Raw genomic sequence first — 22,152 nt, 5'->3', positions numbered from 1 at the left:
GCCCGGCCTGGCTGCCGGTGCTGTGAACCGCTCCTTGGGCGTGGCTGCGGGCTTGCGCTTGCCTGTTCGGCCGCGTCAGGATTGACGCCGCCGTCGCCCGGTTCATAACAGGGGCATCGCCCGCCGGCCACGATCGGGCCGCGCGGCGCCCGCGTCGTCGAGGGAGCCGTCACGATGTATCAAGCGGAGACGCATGGCGTGCGCGTGACCGCCGCGCCGAAATTCATGGAGGGGGAATCCTCGCATGAACAGCGCCGCTATTTCTGGGCCTATTCCATCGAGATCGTGAATCTGTCGCTTCAAACCGTACAATTGATGACCCGGCACTGGTTCATCACCGACGGCCGCGGCGAGGTTCATGAAGTGCGTGGCGACGGCGTCATCGGCCAGCAGCCGGTGCTGCGCCCGGGCGAGAGCTTCAGCTATACCTCCGGCTGCCCCTTGACGACGCCGGATGGCTCGATGAGCGGCTTTTACGCCATGCTTGGCGAGGACGGCGCGATCTTCGATGTCGTCGTGCCGCTCTTTCCGCTCGATTCGCCCTATGTGAAGAAGGTTCTGCATTGACTGCTTCCTCCCAGCCGACCGGGCAGCGTTATGCGCCGCTCGACATGCTTGCCCGCCTCGTCGCCTTCGACACGGTCAGCCATAAATCCAATCTCGATCTGATCGCCTTCGTCGAGGACTACCTCGCCGGCTGGGGCGTCACCTCCGTGCGCATCCCCAATGCGAGCGGGGACAAGGCGGCGCTCTTCGCCACCATCGGCCCGCAGGATCGCGGCGGCGTCCTGCTCTCGGGCCATACCGATGTCGTGCCGGTCGAGGGTCAGGCCTGGAGCCGCGATCCGTTCACGCTGCATGTCGCGGACGGCCGGGCCTATGGCCGCGGCGCCGTCGACATGAAGGGCTTCATCGCGCTGGCGCTGGCGCTGGTGCCGGATTTCCTCGCCGCCGATCTCAAGACGCCGATCCATCTGTTCTTCTCCTATGACGAGGAGGTCACGTGCCTCGGCGTTGTCGACGGCATCGCGCGCATGGGTCAGGACTTGCCGCGGCCGCGCGCCGTCATCGTCGGCGAGCCGACCTCGCTCGACCTCGCCGATGCGCATAAGGGCATCCGCACCTTCTTCACCACGATCACCGGTGTCGCGGCGCATTCGTCGAAGCCGCATCTGGGCGCCAGCGCCGTCCATGCCGGCACGCGATTGGCGGCCGGGCTGGTGGCGATGGCCGATGAGCGGGAAGGCAGGCTCGACCCGAGCGGCCGCTTCGATCCGCCCTACGACACCGTCCATGTCGGAAAATTCCATGGCGGCATCGCCCGCAACATCCTGGCCGATCGCTGCGACCTGTCCTGGGAGGTGCGCACCTTGCCGGGCTCGGATCCAGACGATGTGCCGGCGCGCTTCAAGACCCTTTCGGACGAGGTTCTCGGCCGCATGCGCAAGACCGCGCCCTCGGCGACCATCGAGACGGTGATGAGCTCGGATGTGCCGGGCCTCGCGCCCGATCCGGGGTCGGAAGCCGAGACGCTGGTGATGCGCCTCGCCGGCCGCAACAGCACCATCGCGGTCGCCTATGCCACCGAGGCCGGCCATTTCCAGCGCGCCGGACTGCCGACGATCGTCTGCGGCCCGGGCTCGATCGACCAGGCCCATCAGCCCGACGAGTTCATCACGCTGGAGCAGTTCGCCGCCGGCGAGGCTTTCATGCGCAGGCTGCTGGCGGAATGCCGGGGGTAATCGGGCGTTGAATAAGGGGGCGCCAGCCCTGTCAGGTTGGCATCGTGTTCGGCCAGGTGGAAAGCACACAGCGCCCACTTGCCGGGAGCGAGACTCCGACGCTGCCGATCTCATGGCGCATCCGGCGCAGCCGTGGCGAGCGCCCGGCTGGTTCACCTGCCCGGTGCCGTACCGCCGGAACCAGGCGGCAGCTCGGTCCAGTTCTACATCAACCTGCGCCGGAGCATTGCGGCGACAGGCTGGGATTATCAGCTCGGCGGCTTCTGCCGGCCAAACGGCAAGGGCCTGTGCTGCCGGCCGGAATGGGAGGTCGGGTCCTCGCGCATCGATGCCGGCCCCGGCGGCACGCTTGACGTCAGAGGCGACGGCATCGTCGCCCCCCGACCGCTATGATGCCGAAGAAAGCGCGGACAAGGCGGCCAAGATTCCGCGCAAGCCCGGCGACATGCTCTGGCGGCTCTCGCTCGCGAAAGAGATTTTGCGAGTTGCAGTGGAGACGGTAGGGCTCAGACCGCCTGGCTGGACAGCTTGATCAATCGTTCCAGAGCCGCGTCGAGGAAGCCGCTGGTGCGGCCGTCGGTGATCTCGCCATCCTCGCCAAAGGCTTTGTCGGCGCCGCCGACCGCGACCATTTCCGGGATCAGCAGCGCGCCGAAACCGAGCTCCAGCACGGTGCGCAACTGCGTCAGACCGCGATAGCTTCCCAGAGCGCCCGGCGAGGCGCCGCCGAGCGCCACGACTTTGCCGGCGAGGCCGGTTGCAGGCGCTCCGGGCTTGGCGACGCTCGCCCAGTCCAGCGCATTCTTCAGCGCCGGCGCATAGCCCGCATTATACTCGGGGCTGGCGATGAACAGGCCGGCATGAGCGTCGATCTGGGCACGCAGATCATGGGCCGGCTGCGGCGCGTTGCCGAAACCTGTCGCATCGACCAGCGGCAGGGGATAATCGGCGAGCGAGATCAGCGTGACCTGCGCTCCCGCCGCCGTGAGCTTCTTTGCCGCCAGGGCCGCGAGCTTCGCATTGAGCGAGCCGGGGCGCGACGAGCCGGAAAAAACGAGAATCTTGGGTGCGGACATGACGGCCTCGGTCGGATCAGGACGGTCGGGAGCGACTGGCACGGAGGCTATGCCGTTGCGCCCGCGACGCCAAGACCGCCGAGTGCGATGCCACGATTGCGCAGGTGCAATGAAGGCGTGCTCATGTCCGAGCGATCAGATCGTCGTGGAGGGCCGCCTCCCGAGCCCTATGTCGCCTGGCGATAGACCCAGACGCGCGCGGGCGGGATATTGCGCAAGACCCAATCCGAGGCGAAGGCCTTCAACCCGGAGCCCTTGCGAGGCACGGGCGAGATCACCGAATAGGTGAACTGGATCAGGGGCGCGCCGTCGACCAGCAAGGTGAAGGCGTCCTTGGCGAGCGCGCTGCGCATCGCCGGCGGCCGGTTGAACAGGGGCAGGCTCGAGACCACGGCGATGGCCTTCTCCTGGAGATGGCCCGCCAGCGTCGTCGAAAGCGCATAGGCGTCGCCCTCCACCACGGTCGCGCGTGGAAAGCGCTGGCGCAGCAGCGCGCAGAATTCCGGGCTGTACTCGACCAGGATGAGCCGGTCCTCGCTGATGCCGCGTTCGATCAGCGCCTCGGTCACCGGCCCGGTACCGGGGCCGATCTCGATCACCGGTCCGGGAATGGCGGGGTCGACGAAGGACGCCATGCGCCGCGCCAGGAACGGGCTGGACGGCGTCACGGAGCCGGTACGGCCGGGGTCGTCGATCCAGGACCTGATGAAACGGGCTTCGTCGCTCAGCTTCGATTTGGCTTCGCCGGCGACCCTGGACACATGGGTCTTGAACTTCTCGGCCTTCTGGCGAACCTCGCCTTCGACCTTGTAGCGGACGGCGGCGACCCTCAAGCGTGCCTCGGCCATGCTGTCGACGAGGTCGGCAGCGGTCACGCGCACCTCATCCTCGATACGCACCGCCATGCTCGACTGGCCTAGCCTTGCAGCTAGAGAGCCGGTGCGCGGGCGACGATGGTGGAGAGTTTGAGACATTTGACCCCTGGTGTTGACGCAACATGCGGCAACCATGACGAAATAATGACGTTACCTGCCAGACATATAGGGTTCAAGAGCCTTGAGGGCACGAAGATGTGCCACTCGCCGAGGCAGGAGGTGCCTCAGATCAGCGGTCTCGGCTCGAGTTCCCGCTCGAAAAGCGAGGCCATGCGGGCGGTCAGGCGCGGATTGAGCAAGGTCAATCGTCCGCCCGAGATCGCAAAAAGGCCGGCCCGGCGCAGCTTCGACCATGTCTTGCTGGTGTGGACGAGCGACAATCCGAGCGCGTCGGCGAGCTGCTGCTGCGAGAGCGGGAACCGGAAGCTGTTCTCGCTGACCAGGCCAAGCGCGTCGGCGCGGCGATGGAGCGAGATCAGCAGCGCCGCGATGCGCTCGGCGGCATTGCGCTGGCCGACAGAGGTCAGGTTCTCGTCGATCAAGCTCTCCTCGCGCGAGCCGAGCCAGGCGATCTCATAGGACAGGCTCGGCATCCGCACGAACAGGTCCCAGACCCGCTTGCGCGGAAATGCGCAGAGCTCGACCTCGGTCAAGGCCTCGATGCCGTGCTGAGCGGCGCTCAGCAGCGAGGCCTGCAAGCCGACGAGGTCGCCCGGCAGCAGGAAGTTCAGGATCTGGCGCCGGCCGTCGGGCAGGGATTTGTAGCGGAATGCCCAGCCGGAGAAGAGCGTGTACAGCGCCGCGTCCTCCTGTCCGGGTTGGATGATGTCGGCGCCGGCCGGCAACTGGCGATGCTCCATCTTCATCGCCTGGATGAAGCGCACCTCGTCGTCGGTCTTGTCCTTGAAGGCCGGCTTGAGCCTGAGCGGGCAGGCCAGGCAGGGCACGCCGATGCGGCTCGGATTCGCGCTCGTCGCCATCGTCTCGATTGATCCGTTCTTGCAATGGCTGCCGGCATACGCGTCTGGCCGGACAAGACAACCCGGCATCCCGCCACTTGTTCCCGTCTTGCAGATATTTCCCGCTCGAATTCTCGATCTTGCGCGGCGCTGCATGCATGAAGTGGCAAGGGAACTTGCGCCGCAGCAGGACGTTCTCGATCAGCGTCCGTCATGGTGCCGTGACGATTCTGGAGTGGCCGGTGCATGTCTGACACGCTGAGTGCGCCGCAACGCTCGCGTATGCGCAGCTTTTTCGCGACGGCATTGAAATTCTGGACAGGCAAAACCCGGCTGCGCGCCTGGGGGCTGACGATCGTCGTACTCGTCTTCGTCGCGGCGCAGATTGCGACCGCCGTCGGAATCAATGCCTGGAACCGGCTGTTCTTCGACGCTCTCGAAAAGCGCGATGTCGCTGCGGTCTGGGCCACGATCGCCTGGTTGCCGCTGCTCATCGCGGTCTCGGCATTGACGCTGTCGGCGCTGGTGATCAGCCGCATGCTGCTGCAGATGCGCTGGCGTGAAGATCTGACGCGCCGCATCGCCGGCTGGTGGATCGCCGACCAGCGCTATTACCGGATGCAGTTCACCGCCAGGGAGCAGAGCGCACCGGAATATCGTATCGCGGAGGATGTCCGCCTCTCCGTCGAACCGCTCGTCGAATTCGCGATCGGCCTGATCAGCGCGGCCGTCACCGCCGCGACCTTCGCCACCATCCTCTGGCATGTCGCAGGCTCGGCCCACTTCGTGCTTGGCGGTGCGGACATCGTGATCCCGAGCTATATGGCGATCGCGGCGATCCTTTATGCGATCATCGCCTCGCTCGCCGCCTATTTTGCCGGCCGGCCGCTGGTCGGCCGCATCTCGGCGAAGAACGAGGCGGAGGCGCAGTTTCGCGCCGAGATGACAAGGCTGCGCGAGAACGCCGAGAGCATCGCGCTGATCCGCGGCGACGCTGACGAACGGACCTCCGTCGGCGAGAATTATGGCCGCGTCGTCGCGGCCTGGCTGGGCGTCATCCGCCAGCAAGGCGTCATCGCGCTGGTGCTCAACACCAATGGCGCGCTGTTTCCGATCGTGCCGCTGCTGCTGATCGCGCCGAAATATCTTTCGGGCGAGGTCACGCTGGGCGCCGTGATGCAGGTCGTCGCGGCCTTCAGCGCCGTGCAAGCGGCCCTGATCTGGTTCGTCGACAATTTCGTGCGGCTGGCCGAGTGGTTTGCCTCCGTGGCCCGCGTCGACGAGCTCCAGGAGGCGCTGGAAGCGCTCGATGTCGGCACGATCATGGAGGGCGAAACCCAGATCAGCCTCGGCGAGAGCGAAGATGGCGCGATCCATATCGAGAATCTCTCGATCGCCCACAGCAATGGCCGCGTGGTCATCGCCGATGCCTCGGTGGTGATCGAATTGGGAGAGAAGGTGCTGATCGTCGGTGAAAGCGGTTCCGGCAAGAGCACGCTGATCCGGGCCTTGGCGGGGCTGTGGCCCTGGGGTTCTGGAAGGATCGAGGTGCCGCGTGGCAAGTCGATCGCCTTCGTGCCGCAGAAGCCCTATCTGCCGATGGGCAGCTTCCGCACCGTGCTGCTCTATCCGCAAGCGGATCTGCCGGTTCCCGACGATGTCGTCGTCGCCGCCATGAAGCGCTGCGGGCTGGCTTATATGGCCAAGCGCCTCGATGACGAGGATCGATGGGATCAGATCCTCTCCGGCGGCGAGCGTCAGCGCGTCGCCTTCACCCGTCTGCTTATCCAGAAGCCCGATATCGTCATCATGGACGAGGCGACTTCGGCGCTGGACGAGGACAGCCAGAATTCGCTGTTGGGTCTGTTCGAGGGCGACCTTGCCCATGCGACGGTGATCAGCGTCGGCCACCGGGTCGGTCTCGAGGAGTTCCATGACCGCAAGATCACGCTGGAGAAGCGCCTGGCCGGCGCTCATCTGAGCTCGCGGCGACTGGGCAAGTCGCTCTGGCGGCTATTCCGCAGCCGCAACTCCGCCAATGACGATGCGGCTTGAGCGAAGACGGTTCACGTCGACGTGATCGCCGGTTCGCGCCCCGATCGTGCCGAAATGGAACTGCGAGGCGATCCCTGCGTTAACTCCTGCAGAAGCCGGCTGATGGTGGCTGGTTGTGGCGTTGGGAGAGACAGATGTTGAATGACAGCCTTGCCCCCATCAAACGCGCTGGCCTCTTCTTCGGCTTCATGGGCGTGGCCGTCGCCAGCCTGACAATGGCTGCGGATTGGCAGCACCTCGACGACCAGAGCTCGAGCACGGTCGCGCAGGTCAAGATTCAGCGCCATGAGCCGACCGATATCCGTTTCGCTTCCGTGGATTCCGGCCAGAAGGTCGTCGATCGCACCAAGCGCGCCATCGCCAGTTCGCAGCAGGCCATGCTGGAGAGCGGCCCAAGGGTGATCATCCGCTGAACCGATTTGTTCTCGCGGCGGGAACCGTTCTCAAGATTGCACGTTGACAATCCAGCGCTCCCTCGCGCGATGCACTTCGAGCCGCCTCCGGGCGGCTTGTTTTTTGGTCGTCGCGGAGGCCGGCGCGGATTTGCTGACGAAAACGCCTGGGGGGACCGATGTATCTGCGCATCCGCCACGCCACCACCTATCGCTATGCCGCTCCGGTGCAATTCGGGCCGCATCGGCTGATGCTGCGCCCGCGCGATTCCTTCGATCTGCGGGTTGTCGACACGGCCCTGTCGATCGCTCCCCGGGCGCGGCTGCGCTGGATGCACGACGCCTACGGCAATTCGGTCGCGATCGCGAATTTCGACGCGCCCGCCAATACGCTCGACATCGTCAGCGAGTTGGTGATCCAGCGCTTCGGTTCGGCCCTGCTGCGTACCGAGATCGAGCATTCCGCTGGCGTGACCGGCGTGGTCTACAGCGAAGCGGAGCGTGCCGTGCTCCAGCCCTATCTCGATCTCGCTGCCGCCGACCCTGACGGCCTGCTCGACCAATGGCTGGCGGATTTTCGCGCCCGCATCGGCCATGGGTCCGGGCATCTGCTGCGCGACCTTGCCCATGCGATCTATACTGGGCTGAGTTATGCGGTGCGCTTCGACGAAGGCACGCAGCACCCCGCCGATACGCTGCGCTCACTGGCCGGCTCCTGCCGCGACTATGCCTGGCTTTTCATCGAGCTCGCCCGGCGCATGGGCTTCGCCTCGCGTTTCGTGACGGGATATATCCACGACCGCTCGCCCGACGCGGCCGGGCTGGTCTCCAGCATCGGTCTGACCCATGCCTGGGCCGATGTCTTCATCCCCGGCGATGGCTGGGTGGAATTCGACCCGACCAATGATCTCGTCGCCGACAGGCAGCTTCTGCGCGTCGCCGTCGCGCGCGTGCCCGAGGACGCCTCGCCCGTCTCCGGCAGTTTCACCGGGGGGACGGGTTCGTTCCTCGGGCTGAGCGTCGGTGTCAATATCGAACCGATCGACAAGCCTGCCTGATGGCGCGGCGCTCCTCAGAGCAGGATGCGAAAAAGTGGAAACCGGTTTTTCGCATCAATCCTGCTCTCACTCTTAGATGAGAGACGGATTCAGATTTCAGATGGGATCACTTTGTGGTTCCATCTGAAATCATCCGGATCTTGAGCGTTTTCGGGCGAATGGATACCGGTTCCATCGCGACAAACGCGAAGCGTTTGCGCGGAGAAAACGCGTCAAAACAATTGCTTTAGGTGAAATGGGCGACCCTCCAGGCGCCGAGCCGCGCTCCTTCCGGCGCACCCGCCTGAATCGCCTCGATCTGGGTGACGAGGCCGGCGAAGAGCTTGGGCGGCGCGCTATGGGCGATCTCGCGATCGGCCTCGATGGCGATCTCGACCGTGCCGTCGTCGATGTCGGAGACGGAGATCTGAATGCTGACGCCCGGCGTGCTGCGCAGCGCACGCGACATCACGTCGACGATCAGGAATCCGAGCGGGATGATCCGGTCGACCGAGAGCGAGGCGCGCGTGTCGACGATGCTGGTGACCCATTGGTCGCGGCGGCGCAGCAGGTTCGAGATCATCGTCACGACATCGTCGACGAAGAGGTCGATGCGCACGGGCTGCATCTCGCCATCGGCGAGCGTGAAGCGATAGGCGGCCGAGAGCACGTGAACGCGGCATTCGGCGTCGGCCAAGGCCATCCGCGCATCGCCGCGGTAGTCGCGCTTGGTCAGGCCGATATAGCTCTGCACCACCTGCAGGCTGTTCTTTACGCGGTGATGCAGTTCGCGAACGAGGAAACGGTTGTCGTCGAGCGCGGTCTGCAGCTTGCGCTGCCTGACCTCCTGCTCCTCGACCATGGTGTTGAAGGCTTCCGCGACGCTGCGGATGTCGCTTGGCATGTCGTCGGCGATCACCGCGCGTGCCGTCGTCAGGGTCGAGCGTGTCCTGGCCGCCGCCTCGATGCCGCGCAGCCAGCGCACGCAATGCTTGTCGATCGCGCGCAGATAGACAACGCAGAGCAGAGCCAGCGTCAGCAGCGGCGCCAGCAGCAGCACCAGAAACTGTGTCCGGGCCGCCTGCCCCAGCGCATCGTCGAAGCTGGCGATGATGTAGAAATCGGGGTCGGCGACGATGCGGGTGGCGTAGACGCGCGAGACGCCGGCGCGGCTTTGCACCTGCGAGGGCTCCTTCGCCGCCGGCGCCAGGTCCCGCGCCGGCAGCCAGGACGCGTCATCTGGCTGCGCGGTGCCGCGCGAGACGATGATGTCGCCGCCGCGGCCGACCAGGGCGACGACGAGCCCGGGTTCGCCGTCACCCAGGTCGAAGACCTGGTCCAGCAACTCCGGATCGACCAGCAGCAGGCCTTCCCGCAGCGGGCTGCCGGTTTCGTCGCTTTGCGCGTAGACGGCGAGATAGCGCTTGCCGCCCAGCGTCACATGGTCGTAGCGCACCTGGGCGAGCTCCGTCCCGGCCCAGCTCTGGACCGGAGGTTTTGCCTGCAACATTGCCGCTGCTGCGGCGAGATCGGCAGCGCTGACCTCGGGATCGAGCGAGAAGGCGCAGGCGTCCCCGCCCCGCGGCAGGACATGGATGGCGCGATAGCCGGCGACCCGAGCGAGCGTCTGGCCGCCGACCTTGCCGCAATCGCTGCTATCGCGAGCGGTCAGGGCCAGTGCGGACCCGCCGGCGAGCAGCGACCGCAAGGCGCCGCGGTACCAGACGCGGGTGCGCACGGCGTAGTCCTCGACCGTGCGCATCTGGGATGTGCGGATCGCGGCGGTGACGGTCTGGTAGGTGGTGATGGCGGTGATCGCGGTCAGGCCGGCGATTGGCAGCGCTATGCCGATCAGCAGTGCGAGCAGGCGCCCTCTGACGGTCTTGAAGCGCGCCAGCCGCATCAGAGACCGACGATTTCGGAACCGACCCTTTGGATGGCGGCGGCGGTCTTGCGGTCTGGCCCGAGATCGTCGAGTCCGCCGATCGAAAGCAGTTCGGCCAGCTTCGTCCGGGCGCGGTTGACCCGGCTCTTGATCGTGCCGATGGCGACGCCGCAGATCTCGGCGGTTTCCTCATAGGAGAGCCCGGTCGCGCCGACCATGATCAGCACTTCGCGCTGTTCTTCGGGCAGCTTGGCGAGCGCCTTGCGGAAATCGGCGAGGTCTAGATGGCTTTCCTGGTTGCCATGTGTCGCCATGCGCTCGGCATAGGTGCCCTCGCTGTCCTGAACCTCCCGACCGCGCTTGCGGTAGAGCGAGTAGTAGGTGTTGCGCAGGATCGTGAAGAGCCAGGCGCGCAGGCTCGTGCCGGGCTCGAATTTTTCCGAATTGCCCCAGGCCTTGAGCAGCGTATCCTGCACGAGATCGTCGGCGAGCTGCATCGAGCCCGAGAGCGAGGCCGCGAAGGCGCGCAGATTCGGGATCTCCTTGATCAGCCCGTCCTTGAAATCAGAGGCGCTCATCGGACATGTCCCCGGAAGCGGCGCGGATTTCCTGAGCTTCGAGCTGGGCGAGCAGCACGAGGAATTTGTCGGGCACCGGCGCGTTGACGATATCGTCGTAATGCGCCTTCAGCGACCGCCCGATCGATTCCTGCACCCTGGGATCGAGGATCAGTTCGGCCTCGTCATTGTCACTCCCACCGGGTTCCGTCATCGGGACGCTCGCGTTGTTCATCTCAGCCCTCGCAACGAAAGCGAGCCTGCTTTTCCAGCGGGTCTCGCGCTTGATCATGCCGGCTCGCCCAAGCAGGCATTCATACGGCCTGATAACAGGCTTCGCCCGAAAAGGTTCCAGGAAGAACAAAAAATAAAACGCTTGTCAGAAAGCCGCTGCGGGTGCTCATTTTCGGCACGTTACAAGGGACCCTTGCATGTCGATTGCGAAAGAAATTGCACCGCACCTGCCTTATCTGCGCCGGTTTGCCCGGGCGCTGAGCGGGACGCAGGCGAGCGGAGACGCCTATGTCGTCGCGATGCTTGAAGCGCTCGTCGCCGATCCCTCTTCATTCCCGCGCGGGTTCGATCCCAGGCTGGGGCTCTATCATACGTTTCTGAAGCTGTGGTCTTCGGTCAGCCTCAACGCCGCCAGCACCGGCTCCGCCGAGCCCGACCGGCCTTCGGCCGAGCGCAATCTCGAAGCGCTGACGCCGCGGCCGCGCCAGGCCTTCCTGTTGCGCACCGTCGAAGGTTTCTCGATCGAGGAGGTCGCCACGATCATGGGTATTTCAGCGCCCGACGCCGCCGACCTGATCCAGGCGGCAGGTCAGGAGATCGCCGAGCAGGTCGCGACCGATGTGCTGATCATCGAGGACGAGCCGATCATCGCGCTCGACATCGAGACCATGGTGGAGGAGCTCGGCCATACCGTGACCGGCGTTGCCCGCACGCATCGCGAGGCGATCGCGCTCGTCGCCAAGAAGCGCCCCGGCCTCGTCCTCGCCGACATCCAGCTCGCCGATGGCAGCTCGGGCCTCGACGCCGTCAACGAGATCCTCTCTTCGATCGATGTGCCGGTGATCTTCATCACCGCCTATCCGGAGCGCCTGCTGACCGGCGACCGGCCGGAACCGGCCTTTCTGATCACCAAGCCGTTCCAGCCCGAGGCGGTGAAGGCTGCGATCAGCCAGGCGCTGTTCTTCGATCGCCGGGCCGGCCGCAAGGCAGCCTGAGCGGGCTCTCGGCGTCCACGATCCGGGGGGCCGGCGGTATCCTCATGCCGCCGGCTTTTTGTCGTTCGGGCTTGCCTGCTCTCATCTCAGGGCGAGTGCAGGCTGCGAAAACCGGTTCCCATTTTTTCGCATCCTGCTCCAGGCCGACCCGGGAAGCATAGGTGAGCCGATCAAGACGCATGAACCAGGCGGGAACCGGCGGGTCCCTCCGGCGTTACGCGCAACGGCAGGCTGGACCAAACCGGCCGCCTTTCGGGAGGTCTTGGTCCATGGCGACGACGTTTGTTGCAGCCCTGATCACGGGCGGTTCGATGGCGTTGGTTCTGTTTGGTGGCGCCGTGTCAGCCGGCGCGCTGACGGGGGAAGCCCTGTCGCTCGCTTTGGCGGCTACCACGGTCCTGGCCGTGCTCAGCGCAGCCGCCCTCGACAGCTGAATCCGCACATCACAGCCCTCCGCGACCTGGCCGGGATAGGCGCGTCATCCGGGGCGGTGCGGGCACATCCATCGCTAGATCACGTCGCATTCGGACGGTTCCGTCCGAATGCGAAAAACGTCATCGATTCCTGCAGTTTAGAGCATTGTTCCCGCGAAAAACCGGGACCCGCTTCTTCGCGCAATGCTCTATGGCCTCGAAGCGTTGGCCGGCTCGCCTTGGGCGTCCTGACCGTCGCGATCTGGGCAGGTGGCGTTCATGGCGCGGAAGTCCATGCCCCGGACGTTCATGGCGTGGAAAACAACAGCCAAAGCGAGGCAGGGATCAAGGCCTTGCCGCCTCCGCGACCGGTTGATCTGCGCCCGCAGCAGCCGTCGAAGCCCGCCGACCCCCCTGCGCTCCCCACTGGCGCGAGCCCAGCGGAGCTGCCGAATTCTAACGATGGCGCCGCCTGCCTGGCGGAGCTGCGCGCGCTTTATGGCACGCGTGTGCGTGCAGCTGATGCCGACGCCGCCAAATCCGAGGATCCCGCCTGCCGCGTCGAGAGCCCCGTCCTGGTCGAGGCGCTCGAGATGGGGTCGGTGCCGGTCGTCTTCGAGCCACCTGTCACCTTGAGTTGCGAGATGGCGACAAGGGCGGCTGAATTTCTCGCCAGCAGCGTCCAGCCGCTGGCGAAAGGCTATTTCGGCCGGGATCTGGTTGGCCTGCGGGTTGGAGGCGGTCAGGAATGCCGGCGTCGCAACAGGGCGGCAACTGGGCCGCTGAGCGAGCATGCGACAGGTCGGGCGCTCGATGTCTTCGCCTTTGTCCTGGCGGGGGAGGCTGGCGGCCTGACGGTCGGCGTCGAACGGCCCGAGGATGGCGTCCAGCAGCGGTTCCTCTCGGCTGTGAGGCAGGCCGCCTGCGGTGCATTCACCACCAGCATAGGGCCCGGTGCGGATGCTGCCCATGCCAATCACCTGCATCTGGACATCCAGGCGCGCCGTTCGCCGTCGACACGGTTCTGCCAATGAATCCGTCTCTGGGCAAAGCGTTGGAGGAGGATGCTAAAAGCCGGCTCGCGCTTTTTTGTGTCCTGCACCAGGAGGGATTTGGAACCCGCTGGCTTCAGGCGGGAATGCGCGCGGGGGAGGCTGCGTCGCAAGCGGGTGGGCGGTCCTGCCCTTCGGCTTCGCTGCGCCGCACCGCGATGATCTCCAGAGCCGTCCCGGTGTCATGCCCCTGTGCGATCAGCTCTTCCAATTCCCAGAACGGCGGCGTGCCCAACTCGCCTCGCCAAGCCAGTCCCTTGCAGGCTAGTCCCTTGGCAGACGCATCATCCTGGAGGAAGCTGATGAGCATGTGGGTTTTCCGTCTCGACGCCGAGCATAACGCAACATCTCCGAGCAGGTTCCGTCTAATGAGGAACTGTGGAGCGTTTGCGGCGTTTCAGCGTCATTCGATCGTGAGGAGTTTCAATATGGCTGCCCCGCTTCCCCGGTTTCAAACTGTTGCGATCCTTGCTGCCGCGGCTGCGGGCCTGCTCGCATTCCAGGCTCCGGCCTTCGCTCAGTCAGGCCCGCCGGCGGGGCGCCTCAACTGCAGCGTCGGCGCGGGGCTGGGGCTGGTGGTGACATCGCAACGCCCGATGGAGTGCCGCTTCACGCCGCGCCGCGGTCCGGTGCAGCGCTATGTCGGCGTCGTCAGGAGTTTCGGCCTCGATCTCGGCACGATCCGCAGCAGCACGATGTCGTGGCGGGTCTATGGTCCTTATGCCCGGGCGCCGCTGGGCGCGCTTGCCGGCCGCTATGGCGGAGCGGCGGTAGGCGGCTCCGTAGGGACGGGCGGCTCCGGCAATCTGCTCGTCGGCGGCAATGACGGCGATGTCACCCTGCAGCCGCTTTCGCTTCAGGGCACCCGCGGGATCAATGTGGCGATCGGCGTGACCGGATTCGAGCTCACGCTGGCGAAGTCCAGACGTCGCTGAGGTCGCAGTCGCTGAGGTCCAAATGACTGGCGCCTGCGAAGGTTCGCAACGATTCGCTAACCTTATCGCTGCAATTTGAGTCGTATTTGACGATTTCCCAACCTCATCGGAGGACACTGTCGGAACATCGCAAGCATTCTGACGTTCTCTCGGCATGTTACGACAAGAGAGTAGAGGAAGGGAGGCTGGATTGATGTCCGATATCCGCATCCTGATCGTCGAAGACGACCCGTTCATCGCAATGGACATCGAAGCCGCCGTGGCGGAACAACTCGGTGAAAGCGCCGAGTTGATCGTCGTCGAATCGGTTGCCGGCGCGCGCGTGGCGGCTGCGTCGCAGCTGTCCTGCGCCTTGCTCGATATCGACGTCGTCGGTGGCAAGACCTTCGATGTCGCCGCCAGCCTGCTCCAGAGCGGTACCCCCTTCGCGTTCGTCTCGGGCTCGCTCCCAAACGATGTGCCCAAATCGCTGCGGGACGTACGCTTCCTGCGCAAGCCCTTTTCCACGCGCGAGATCGCGAGCTTCGTGTCGAGCGCGATCAAGGTGGCTTAGAGCGTCTTCGAGCGAAATGGATGCCGGTCCGACGAAGAAAGCGCGTTGACGGCTGGCCCTCAGGCCGCACTCAGTCCCGTTTCGGGAAGGTCAACGTGATCTTGGAGCCGGGGCGCGCGGAACCGGGAGAAAGCGGTTCGCTGGTCATCGTTGCCCGCATGCTGCGCAACAGGCTGGCGATCACCGTCTGACCCAGACCCTTGGTATCCGGTTCGACCACCGGCAGTCCGACGCCGTCATCCTCGACCGTCAGCACAAGCCTGGTCGCCCCGTCCTCCTCATGCTCGCTGAAACGGATGACGATTCGCCCCGGCGCATTGTCGGGGAAGGCGTGTTTGATTGCGTTCGTCACGAGCTCGTTGACGATCACGACGAATGACACCGCGTCGCGTCCAGGCAGGCGGATCGAATCCATCTCCAATACAATCTCGATCGGCCGGCCCTCGGCCGCCTTGCCGATCTCGGCGAGGAGATCCTCCATATAGGGCTGGGCGTCGATCTCGTCGGTCTCGATGTCGAGGCGCAGGCGGCGTTGCCCGGCGGCGATCGCCTGGATGCGCGATTGCGCCTGGGAGAGGGCGTCGCGCACGGCAGGCTCGCGCGTCTGCCGGCTCTGGACGTTGAGCAGCGCCGAGACCATGGCCAGATTGTTGCCGACGCGGTGGTTGACGTCGCGCAGCAACGCCTCGATGCGCAGCCGCTCGTTCTCGAGCTGCTGGGTTCGCTCGCTCACGATCCGCTCGAGCTGCGCGTTGCTGGAGGCCAGCAGGGTGCTGCGGCGCTGCCGCGTGCGCAATTGCTGCCAGGCGGCGAAGGCAAGTCCGGCCAGCGCGACGACGATGCCGATACTGGCCAAAAGCCGCCTGCGCTCCTCGCTGCGATTCAGCGCGACGAGGCGGATGTTCTCGCCGAGTTGAAGCTGCTGCACGGTGCCGCGCAACGCGTCCATGACGGAGAAGCCATTGCCGCCCTTCACGCGTGCGATAGCCCTATCAAACTGGCCTGCCCGCGCGAGCGCGATCGTGGAGTCGAGCTCGTCCAGCTTGGCGATAGCCTCGCTGCGCGCCTTGGCGACGCGTTCGGTCTGCGCGGCATCGCCTTCGACGAGTTGCGTCAGGGCGTCGAGTTCCGGGAGGGCGGCGGCTCGGCCGTTCGTGTAGGGGCCGAGATAGGCTGGATCATGGGTCAGGAGATAGCCGCGCTGTCCGGTCTCGGCGTCGCGCATATGACCCAGGAACCGCTCGGAACGCTCGCGGATCTCGATCGAATGGGAGACGCGCTCCGCCGTGGCGCGCGCTTGCGCATTGATCCAGGCCGCCAGGATGACCGCCACGCCAACGACGCCGATCGCGATGATCGTCGTCGTGGCCGATCGCAGGCGGGCGCCTAGGGCGGGAATGCTGGGCAGCGCCAAGCGGCTGCGGGGCCTTACCTCAGTGGACATGGATACCGTGATACAGGACGGAATCCGCAATCCCTATGTAAAAAGACAGGGGCGGTCGAGCGATCTCCGCATTCGCCTTGGAGCGCTTTCGAGCGAAGCGGACACCGGTTCGTGTGAAGAAAACGCGCCAAAACAAAGGAATAGAGCAATTGTTCTAGCGCCTTGCCCTGACCGTCACGCTTCGTCCTCGTCGCCCCCGTCGCGGTTGAAGAACTGCCAGCCGATCAGGGCGCCGAGGATGGCGACGCTTCCGATGACGGCCGTGCGCCAGCCCAAGCGCGACGATCCGAGCAGCTTGGCTGCGATCGGCGCGGCGGCCAAGGCCGTGGTCGCCAGCGGCCGCGGCGGTCGCCGGCGATTCTTGACATAGGTCGCGACGCCCAGGCTCAGCAAGGCGGCGAGGAACAGTCCGCCCGCGATCCAGAGGCTCGCAGTGATCGGGTCGTAGCGCAGCGCCAGAACGGTGTGCAGCGCGTTCAGGGCATAGCCCGCGGCGCACAGCACCAGCAGGGCCGAAAACCCGTACAGGCCGTAGATGATGACATTCCGCCTGACCGCGCCGGAGATTTCCGACGTAATGAAGTTTCCCAGCCCCCCAAACATGGCTTATCGCGCCGACAGGAAGCCGACGAACAGGCCGACCGCCGCGGCCACCCCGAGCGCGCGCAGCGGCCGCTCCTGGATCTCCTGGACAATGATCCGCTGCAGATCGGTCGCCTGTTCCTTGGCGACGCCGACCATCTTGTCGGTGTCGACGCCGACGGCGCGAAGCGTTTCGGTGACCGTTGCAGCCAGGTCCTCGGCGCTGCGCGTCAGACTGGCTTCGAGTTCGCTCGTCTCGCGCTTGACGCGCCGGCTGGTCTTCTGCGCGGAGGCCTTGGCGTCAGCAGCGATGTCCTCGGCGCCCGCGACGGCTTCATCCTTGGCGCGTTTGACCGCCGAAGCCGCCTGGCGTTTCGCGGAAGTGGTGCTGGCCATGTCTGATGTCCCCCTCTCGATACTGCGAATGGATGGGTGCGCTCCGAATGAAACCGGAGCTTGGTGACCTAACGCACGCATGGCGCGCGGGTTCCTTGTACCCGGCTAGAGCGGTTTCCGATCTCGTTGGATCGTTCGCCCGTTCTCGCCCCTTGCCTTAACCTGTCTTCGTCACGCGAACCGATGTCCTCTTTGCTCGCAAACGTTCTAGCCTGCACCGGCCACTTGCGGCTGGGCGGGCTCGTCCTGGGGCGTGGCCTCGTCCTGCTGCGCCTTGCGGTATGCGGCGAATTCCTCCTGCGCCACCATGGCTACCAGCAGGATCGGAGTCGAGAGCACCGCGCCGACGGGCCCCCAGAGCCAAAGCCAGAAGATGAAGCAGATGAAGACCAGGAATGGCGAGACGGTGAGCCTGCGCCCAACGAAAACCGGGGTCACGACATTGCCTTCGATCAGATGCAGGACGAAATACGCCGCTGCCGGCCAGATCGCGGCGAGGAGAGAGGGTGCGTCCAGCAGCGCCCCTGCAAGCAGCAGCACGGTGACGATGATCGGCCCGATGAAGGCGAGATAGTTCAGCAGGAAGGCGAGCGCGCCCCAGAATATGGGGAATGGCAGCCCTGCGAGGGTAGCGATCGCCAGGCTCATCAAGCCCATGCCGAGATTGATCAGCGTCACCAGCCCGAAATAGCGCGCGACCCGCGTCTCGATTTCTTCGAAGAAGGCGCCGGCGGATTTTCGCGCCCCGCGGCCGAGGCAAAACCGCAGTGCGCGCGCCTTGAGATGGCGCCGCGTGGCCAGCCAGAAATACACCGTCGCGACGAAGATCAGCAGGCCGCCCGCCGCCGCCGAAGACGAGACCGCGATATCGAGCAGCGGATTCCCTTGCGAGACGTTGAGTTCCGCCCCGCTCTTGCCGGTCAGCGTAGCGGCGGCCCGCTTGAATTCGTCCATGAAGACGAAGACGCTGGCGAGCTTGGCCTTCAACGCCGCCATCATCGCGGGAGCCTGGTCGCTCCAGCCGGCGATCGGCACGGCGAGCAGGGTGATCGCGAAGAGAATCAGGCCGAGCCCGAGCAGGACCACCATGGCTGCGGCCAGATGCTGAGGTATCCCGCGGCGCACCAGCCAGTCGACCAGCGGTCCCAGCACCAGGCCGAAGATGACGCCCGCCGTCACCGGCAGGGCGATAACCTTGGTCAGATAGAGCGTCGTGGTCGCCAGGATGACGAAGATGCCGACAGTGGCGTAGCGGACGATGAGATCATGCTCATAGGGCGTGACCTCGTCCTGGATCTCCTCGATCTCGGGTTCCGCCATATAGCGCGGAAACGGTCTCCAGGCGGACGAACTGAGCATGTGACGATATCCAACGCGCAAAGCGCGCCCCCCGGCGCGTCAGACCTATAACGTGGCACTGGCCGGCAAGGTTCCTGCAGGCCAGGTTTCTGGGGTCGAAACGTCGGCGCCTCAATGCGCCTCGTCCCAGTTATTCGCCGCCCGCGCATCGACTTGCAGGGGCACGCGCAATTGCACGGCCGGGTGCGGTGCCTCCACCATCACCTGGCGGACCACCGGCAATGTCGCCTCGACCTGGGCTTCGGGCACCTCGAAGACGAGTTCGTCATGCACCTGCAGCAGCATGCGGGCGTCGAGCCTGGCGGCGGCGAGCGCGCCCTCCATCCGGATCATGGCGCGGCGGATGATGTCGGCGGCCGAGCCCTGGATCGGCGCATTGATCGCCTGGCGCTCGACGAAGGCGCGCTCGGAAGGGTTCTTCGAGGCGACCGCCGGGAAATGGCAGACCCGGCCGAAGATCGTCGTGACATGGCCGTTGGCCCGCACGAAGGTCTTGGTCTGGTCCATGTAGTCGCGGATGCCCGGGAAACGTTCGAAATACTTCCGGATATAGGCGCCGGCCTCCTCACGGCTGATGGCGAGCTGGTTGGCGAGGCCGAAGGCGGAAATGCCGTAGATGATGCCGAAATTGATCGCCTTGGCGCGGCGACGCACCTCGCTCGGCATGCCCTGGACCGGCACGCCGAACATTTCCGAGGCCGTCATCGCATGGATGTCGATGCCGTCGGCGAAGGCCTGCCGGAGCTGCGGTATGTCGGCGATATGGGCGAGCAGGCGCAGCTCGATCTGGCTGTAATCGGCCGAGATCAGCTTGTGGCCCTTTTCGGCCACGAAGGCGGTCCTGATCTTGCGGCCGGCCTCGGTGCGGATCGGGATGTTCTGCAGATTGGGCTCGGAGGAGGAGAGCCGCCCCGTCGTCGTTGCCGCCAGCGCATAGGAGGTGTGCACCCGGTTGGTCTGCGGGTGCAGATAGGTCGGCAGCGAGTCGGTATAGGTCGATTTCAGCTTGGCGAGCTGGCGCCATTCCAGGATCTTCGAGGGCAGTGGGTGGCCCTGCTCGGCGAGCTCCTCGAGCACGCCGGCCCCGGTCGCCCATTGTCCGGTCGCGGTCTTCTTGGCGCCGGAAAGCCCCATCTTGCCGAACAGGATGTCGCCGAGCTGTTTTGGGCTGCCGATCAGGAATTTCTCGCCCGCCACCTCGTAGATCTCGTCTTCCAGCCGGGCGAGCGATTGCGCGAACTCGCCAGAGAGCCGCGACAGGATCTGCCGGTCGATGGCGATGCCGCGCTGCTCCATGCGGGCGAGCACGGCGATCAATGGCCGCTCAAGCGTCTCGTAGACGGTGGTCTTGCCCTCCGCCGCGAGCCTGGGCTTGAGCGCGCGCCAGAGCCGCAGCGTCACATCGGCATCCTCGGCGGCATAATCCGTCGCCTTGTCGAGCGCGATCTTGTCGAAGGTCACCTGCGCCTTGCCGGTGCCCGCGACTTGCGAGAACGGGATCGTCTCATGGCCGAGATGGAGCTCGGAGAGCCGGTCCATGCCGTGATTGTTGTTGCCGGCGTCGAGCGCATAGGAAATCAGCATCGTGTCCTCGATCGGCGCGACGGAAAGCCCGTGCCGTTCGAGGATCAGCAGGTCGTATTTCAGGTTCTGGCCGATCTTCAGGACGCCTGGATCGACCAGAAGCGGCTTGAGGGCTGCCACCGCCTGGTCGAGCGGAATCTGGCCCTCGACCATGCCGCTGCCGAACAAATCGGTGCCGCCGCGATGCTGCAGCGGGATGTAGCAGGCGCGTCCGGGCGCGACTGCAAGCGAGACGCCGACGAGATCGGCCTGCATCGCGTCGAGCGAATTGGTCTCGGTGTCGAGTGCGACCTGGCCGGCCTCATAGGCCCAGCCGATCCAGCGCTCGAGATCGGCGAGCGTGCGCACGCATTCGTAAGCGGTGCGGCCGATCTTCCCGCCGATGGCTTCGTTCTTGCGGGCGGCTGCGAGGTCGGACGGCTTCATCCAGCCGTCGCCGTTCGATGGCTGTGCGCTGGCGGGTTCGGCGCCGGCGTCAGAGGCCGTGGTCGGCGCTGCGAAGCCGCCTTCGGCGGCATCGGCGCCGACATAGAGCGCCTTCAATTCAGCCGCGCGCGCGCCGCCCGGGGCCAGCGCTTCGTCGGCGTCGATCGCCGCGACATCGGCCCCATAGGCCTCGGCGACGCGCTTGGTGATGGTGGTGAACTCCATCGCCTTGAGGAAGGCGACGAGCCTGGCCGGATCGGGATCGGCCAGCGTCAGATGCGAGAGCGGTGTCTCGACCTTTACGTCGTCGACCAGCGTCACGAGCTTGTGCGAGATGCGTATCTTCTCGATCACCTCGGGATTGGTCAGGGTCTCCCGGCGCTTGGGCTGCTTGATCTCGCCGGCCCGCGCCAGCAGCGTCTCCAGGTCGCCATATTCACCGATGAGCTGGGCCGCCGTCTTGATGCCGATGCCGGGCGCGCCCGGCACATTATCGGTCGCATCGCCGGCCAGCGCCTGCACATCCACAACCCTGTTCGGCATCACGCCGAAATACTCGACCACTTCGGGCTCGCCGATCCGGCGTTCGGCCCGGAAGCCGGCGCCCTTCTTGGCGTCGCCCGAGGCCGGGTCATACATCGCCACGCCCGGGCCCACGAGCTGCATCAGATCCTTGTCGGCCGAGACGATCAGCACGTCGGCCCCGGCCTCGCGCGCCTGTCTGGCATAGGTCGCGATCAGGTCGTCAGCCTCGTACACATCCTGCTCGACCGGGATCAGCCCGAAGGCGCGCACGGCCTCGCGCATCAGTGGGAATTGCGGGATCAGGTCCGGCGGCGGCTCGGAGCGGTTGCCCTTATAGGCGGGGTAGAGCGCCTTGCGGAACGAGTTCTCGGTCTTGTCGAAGACGATGGCGAGATGGGTCGGCTTCACCCCGAGCACGCCCTCGCGCACGAACTGGAACATTTTCGTCGCAAACAATCGCACCGCGCCGGAAGGCAGGCCGTCCGAGCGCGCATTGTATTTCCGGTCCTGGTTGATCGACTGGAAATAGGCGCGGAAGATGAAGTTTGAGCCATCGACCAGGAAGAGGTGGTCGCCGGGCTTCAGGTCGGGGGCGGTGGTCTTCGGGGCTGTCTCGCTCATGGCGCGGACCTTATTCGGGCAGGGCGAGCCGGTCCATGCTTGTTGGCGTGGCCAACGCAAAAGCCTGTCAGCAGTCTGGTGTTTCCCGTCGGGATGAGGTGCGGAAATCCCTTCTCCCCTCGCGGGAGAAGGTGGATCGGCGCAGCTGAGACGGATGAGGGGGTGCTGTGAGCTTTCCGACTAACCGAACACGACGCCAGCCGGGTAAGGCACGGCGCCCCCTTGTATCTTTGATTTGCCAGTCGGTTTTGTACCGGCGAGGTTTGAGGCGGAAGTCAGCCCGGTCCCCCCTTGGGTGAGTTGAGCCCGTGGATGAGCGAGGTGCGGCTTCCGCCTTTTTGTCCCGAACCCGGACAGCCGCTTGGGCCCGAGCCCGCATTTGCAAGGATGGGTCATGGATGAAGCTCTCGCTGTTTTCGTCGGCATCGACGTATCCAAGGATCGCCTCGACGTTC

The 22,152-nt window shown here is 65.5% G+C and carries 23 protein-coding genes; 11 read left to right on the top strand and 12 right to left on the bottom strand.

The features are described 5' to 3' along the window. Positions 1-174: 174 nt before the first annotated feature. The 3 genes from apaG (at position 175) to CYD53_RS16035 (ending at position 2,135) form a co-directional block, all read left to right on the top strand. Positions 175-567 (top strand): Co2+/Mg2+ efflux protein ApaG, encoded by a 393-nt coding sequence (gene apaG, locus CYD53_RS16045; RefSeq protein WP_103719107.1) that lies wholly within the window; start codon positions 175-177, stop codon positions 565-567. Next, on the top strand, positions 564-1,742 hold the full coding sequence (gene argE / locus CYD53_RS16040; protein WP_281261265.1) for an acetylornithine deacetylase: 1,179 nt from the start codon (positions 564-566) through the stop codon (positions 1,740-1,742). Before apaG ends, argE begins: the two co-directional genes overlap by 4 nt. Positions 1,743-1,874: 132 nt before the next feature. Continuing rightward, complete coding sequence (locus tag CYD53_RS16035; protein ID WP_103719106.1) at positions 1,875-2,135, top strand: hypothetical protein; 261 nt, start codon at positions 1,875-1,877, stop codon at positions 2,133-2,135. A gap of 113 nt (positions 2,136-2,248) precedes the next feature. Here CYD53_RS16035 and CYD53_RS16030 read toward each other — a convergent pair whose 3' ends face one another. The 3 genes from CYD53_RS16030 to CYD53_RS16020 form a co-directional block, all read right to left on the bottom strand. Beyond that, on the bottom strand, positions 2,249-2,818 hold the full coding sequence (locus tag CYD53_RS16030) for an NADPH-dependent FMN reductase (RefSeq protein ID WP_103719105.1): 570 nt from the start codon (positions 2,816-2,818) through the stop codon (positions 2,249-2,251). 167 nt (positions 2,819-2,985) lie between these two features. Next, positions 2,986-3,723 (bottom strand): class I SAM-dependent methyltransferase, encoded by a 738-nt coding sequence (locus CYD53_RS16025; protein ID WP_245928268.1) that lies wholly within the window; start codon positions 3,721-3,723, stop codon positions 2,986-2,988. Positions 3,724-3,917: 194 nt separating this feature from the next. Beyond that, positions 3,918-4,673, bottom strand: a complete 756-nt coding sequence (locus CYD53_RS16020) for a Crp/Fnr family transcriptional regulator (RefSeq protein WP_103719104.1) — start codon at positions 4,671-4,673, stop codon at positions 3,918-3,920. Positions 4,674-4,898: 225 nt separating this feature from the next. Between CYD53_RS16020 and CYD53_RS16015 the strand changes: the two genes are divergently transcribed. The 3 genes from CYD53_RS16015 to CYD53_RS16005 all read left to right on the top strand — a co-directional run bounded on the left by CYD53_RS16015 (position 4,899) and on the right by CYD53_RS16005 (position 8,157). Beyond that, positions 4,899-6,707, top strand: a complete 1,809-nt coding sequence (locus CYD53_RS16015) for an ABC transporter ATP-binding protein/permease (protein ID WP_103719103.1) — start codon at positions 4,899-4,901, stop codon at positions 6,705-6,707. A 134-nt stretch (positions 6,708-6,841) separates the two neighbouring features. Beyond that, positions 6,842-7,120, top strand: coding sequence for a hypothetical protein (locus tag CYD53_RS16010; RefSeq protein ID WP_103719102.1), 279 nt, complete (start codon positions 6,842-6,844; stop codon positions 7,118-7,120). Between the two features lie 158 nt (positions 7,121-7,278). Beyond that, positions 7,279-8,157, top strand: coding sequence for a transglutaminase family protein (locus CYD53_RS16005; protein WP_103719101.1), 879 nt, complete (start codon positions 7,279-7,281; stop codon positions 8,155-8,157). 226 nt (positions 8,158-8,383) lie between these two features. Here CYD53_RS16005 and CYD53_RS16000 read toward each other — a convergent pair whose 3' ends face one another. From CYD53_RS16000 to CYD53_RS15990, 3 genes are read right to left on the bottom strand one after another with little or no spacing between them, the layout of a single operon-like run. Then, a complete protein-coding gene (locus CYD53_RS16000; RefSeq protein WP_103719100.1) occupies positions 8,384-10,039 on the bottom strand; it encodes a sensor histidine kinase in 1,656 nt (551 codons plus the stop codon). Next, positions 10,039-10,599 (bottom strand): sigma-70 family RNA polymerase sigma factor, encoded by a 561-nt coding sequence (locus CYD53_RS15995; RefSeq protein ID WP_103719099.1) that lies wholly within the window; start codon positions 10,597-10,599, stop codon positions 10,039-10,041. Before CYD53_RS15995 ends, CYD53_RS16000 begins: the two co-directional genes overlap by 1 nt. After that, positions 10,586-10,813, bottom strand: coding sequence for a NepR family anti-sigma factor (locus tag CYD53_RS15990; RefSeq protein WP_245928267.1), 228 nt, complete (start codon positions 10,811-10,813; stop codon positions 10,586-10,588). The genes CYD53_RS15995 and CYD53_RS15990 overlap by 14 nt, the downstream gene beginning before the upstream one ends. Before the next feature lie 196 nt (positions 10,814-11,009). On the opposite strand from CYD53_RS15990, the gene CYD53_RS15985 reads away from it, so the two are divergent. From CYD53_RS15985 to CYD53_RS31035, 3 genes are all read left to right on the top strand, one after another. Continuing rightward, on the top strand, positions 11,010-11,807 hold the full coding sequence (locus tag CYD53_RS15985) for a response regulator (protein ID WP_103719098.1): 798 nt from the start codon (positions 11,010-11,012) through the stop codon (positions 11,805-11,807). Positions 11,808-12,076: 269 nt separating this feature from the next. After that, positions 12,077-12,241: a hypothetical protein gene (locus CYD53_RS30350; RefSeq protein ID WP_181011904.1), complete on the top strand. Its 165-nt coding sequence runs from the start codon at positions 12,077-12,079 to the stop codon at positions 12,239-12,241. Positions 12,242-12,297: 56 nt separating this feature from the next. Then, positions 12,298-13,254 carry an extensin-like domain-containing protein gene (locus CYD53_RS31035; protein ID WP_181011903.1) on the top strand — a complete coding sequence of 319 codons (957 nt, stop codon included), beginning with the start codon at positions 12,298-12,300 and terminating at the stop codon, positions 13,252-13,254. Positions 13,255-13,348: 94 nt separating this feature from the next. Here the strand turns inward: CYD53_RS31035 and CYD53_RS30340 are convergent, their stop codons facing one another. After that, on the bottom strand, positions 13,349-13,582 hold the full coding sequence (locus CYD53_RS30340) for a hypothetical protein (RefSeq protein ID WP_181011902.1): 234 nt from the start codon (positions 13,580-13,582) through the stop codon (positions 13,349-13,351). Positions 13,583-13,700: 118 nt separating this feature from the next. Here CYD53_RS30340 and CYD53_RS30335 point away from each other — a divergent pair, with 118 nt between their 5' ends. Beyond that, complete coding sequence (locus CYD53_RS30335; RefSeq protein ID WP_181011901.1) at positions 13,701-14,207, top strand: DUF992 domain-containing protein; 507 nt, start codon at positions 13,701-13,703, stop codon at positions 14,205-14,207. A 193-nt stretch (positions 14,208-14,400) separates the two neighbouring features. Beyond that, a complete protein-coding gene (locus CYD53_RS15970; RefSeq protein ID WP_103719095.1) occupies positions 14,401-14,760 on the top strand; it encodes a response regulator in 360 nt (119 codons plus the stop codon). 70 nt (positions 14,761-14,830) lie between these two features. Here CYD53_RS15970 and CYD53_RS15965 read toward each other — a convergent pair whose 3' ends face one another. The 5 genes from CYD53_RS15965 to polA form a co-directional block, all read right to left on the bottom strand. Further along, entirely contained in the window at positions 14,831-16,174 is a 1,344-nt protein-coding gene (locus CYD53_RS15965; RefSeq protein ID WP_181011900.1) for a sensor histidine kinase, read from the bottom strand. 204 nt (positions 16,175-16,378) lie between these two features. Then, on the bottom strand, positions 16,379-16,807 hold the full coding sequence (locus tag CYD53_RS15960) for a hypothetical protein (RefSeq protein WP_103719093.1): 429 nt from the start codon (positions 16,805-16,807) through the stop codon (positions 16,379-16,381). A gap of 3 nt (positions 16,808-16,810) precedes the next feature. Continuing rightward, positions 16,811-17,263, bottom strand: coding sequence for a DUF883 C-terminal domain-containing protein (locus CYD53_RS15955; RefSeq protein ID WP_146055937.1), 453 nt, complete (start codon positions 17,261-17,263; stop codon positions 16,811-16,813). A 126-nt stretch (positions 17,264-17,389) separates the two neighbouring features. Beyond that, positions 17,390-18,541, bottom strand: a complete 1,152-nt coding sequence (locus tag CYD53_RS15950) for an AI-2E family transporter (protein ID WP_103719091.1) — start codon at positions 18,539-18,541, stop codon at positions 17,390-17,392. 111 nt (positions 18,542-18,652) lie between these two features. Beyond that, entirely contained in the window at positions 18,653-21,697 is a 3,045-nt protein-coding gene (polA, locus tag CYD53_RS15945; protein WP_103719090.1) for a DNA polymerase I, read from the bottom strand. Positions 21,698-22,152: the final 455 nt, after the last annotated feature.

This window comes from Allobosea psychrotolerans (genome assembly GCF_002917105.1).
Classification (GTDB): domain Bacteria; phylum Pseudomonadota; class Alphaproteobacteria; order Rhizobiales; family Beijerinckiaceae; genus Allobosea; species Allobosea psychrotolerans.
This window is presented reverse-complemented; position numbering and strand designations above follow the sequence as displayed.

Coding starts and splice junctions, on each gene's coding strand:
- CYD53_RS16025 (WP_245928268.1), bottom strand. CDS start 3,723: ATGGCGGTGCGTATCGAGGATGAGGTGCGCGTGACCGCTGCCGACCTC.
- CYD53_RS16020 (WP_103719104.1), bottom strand. CDS start 4,673: ATGGCGACGAGCGCGAATCCGAGCCGCATCGGCGTGCCCTGCCTGGCC.
- CYD53_RS30350 (WP_181011904.1), top strand. CDS start 12,077: ATGGCGACGACGTTTGTTGCAGCCCTGATCACGGGCGGTTCGATGGCG.
- CYD53_RS16010 (WP_103719102.1), top strand. CDS start 6,842: ATGTTGAATGACAGCCTTGCCCCCATCAAACGCGCTGGCCTCTTCTTC.
- CYD53_RS30335 (WP_181011901.1), top strand. CDS start 13,701: ATGGCTGCCCCGCTTCCCCGGTTTCAAACTGTTGCGATCCTTGCTGCC.
- CYD53_RS15970 (WP_103719095.1), top strand. CDS start 14,401: ATGTCCGATATCCGCATCCTGATCGTCGAAGACGACCCGTTCATCGCA.
- CYD53_RS30340 (WP_181011902.1), bottom strand. CDS start 13,582: ATGCTCATCAGCTTCCTCCAGGATGATGCGTCTGCCAAGGGACTAGCC.
- CYD53_RS15955 (WP_146055937.1), bottom strand. CDS start 17,263: ATGCGTGCGTTAGGTCACCAAGCTCCGGTTTCATTCGGAGCGCACCCA.
- CYD53_RS16005 (WP_103719101.1), top strand. CDS start 7,279: ATGTATCTGCGCATCCGCCACGCCACCACCTATCGCTATGCCGCTCCG.
- CYD53_RS16000 (WP_103719100.1), bottom strand. CDS start 10,039: ATGCGGCTGGCGCGCTTCAAGACCGTCAGAGGGCGCCTGCTCGCACTG.
- CYD53_RS15990 (WP_245928267.1), bottom strand. CDS start 10,813: ATGAACAACGCGAGCGTCCCGATGACGGAACCCGGTGGGAGTGACAAT.
- CYD53_RS15995 (WP_103719099.1), bottom strand. CDS start 10,599: ATGAGCGCCTCTGATTTCAAGGACGGGCTGATCAAGGAGATCCCGAAT.
- apaG (WP_103719107.1), top strand. CDS start 175: ATGTATCAAGCGGAGACGCATGGCGTGCGCGTGACCGCCGCGCCGAAA.
- CYD53_RS15985 (WP_103719098.1), top strand. CDS start 11,010: ATGTCGATTGCGAAAGAAATTGCACCGCACCTGCCTTATCTGCGCCGG.
- CYD53_RS15960 (WP_103719093.1), bottom strand. CDS start 16,807: ATGTTTGGGGGGCTGGGAAACTTCATTACGTCGGAAATCTCCGGCGCG.
- CYD53_RS16015 (WP_103719103.1), top strand. CDS start 4,899: ATGTCTGACACGCTGAGTGCGCCGCAACGCTCGCGTATGCGCAGCTTT.
- CYD53_RS15950 (WP_103719091.1), bottom strand. CDS start 18,541: ATGCTCAGTTCGTCCGCCTGGAGACCGTTTCCGCGCTATATGGCGGAA.
- CYD53_RS16030 (WP_103719105.1), bottom strand. CDS start 2,818: ATGTCCGCACCCAAGATTCTCGTTTTTTCCGGCTCGTCGCGCCCCGGC.
- polA (WP_103719090.1), bottom strand. CDS start 21,697: ATGAGCGAGACAGCCCCGAAGACCACCGCCCCCGACCTGAAGCCCGGC.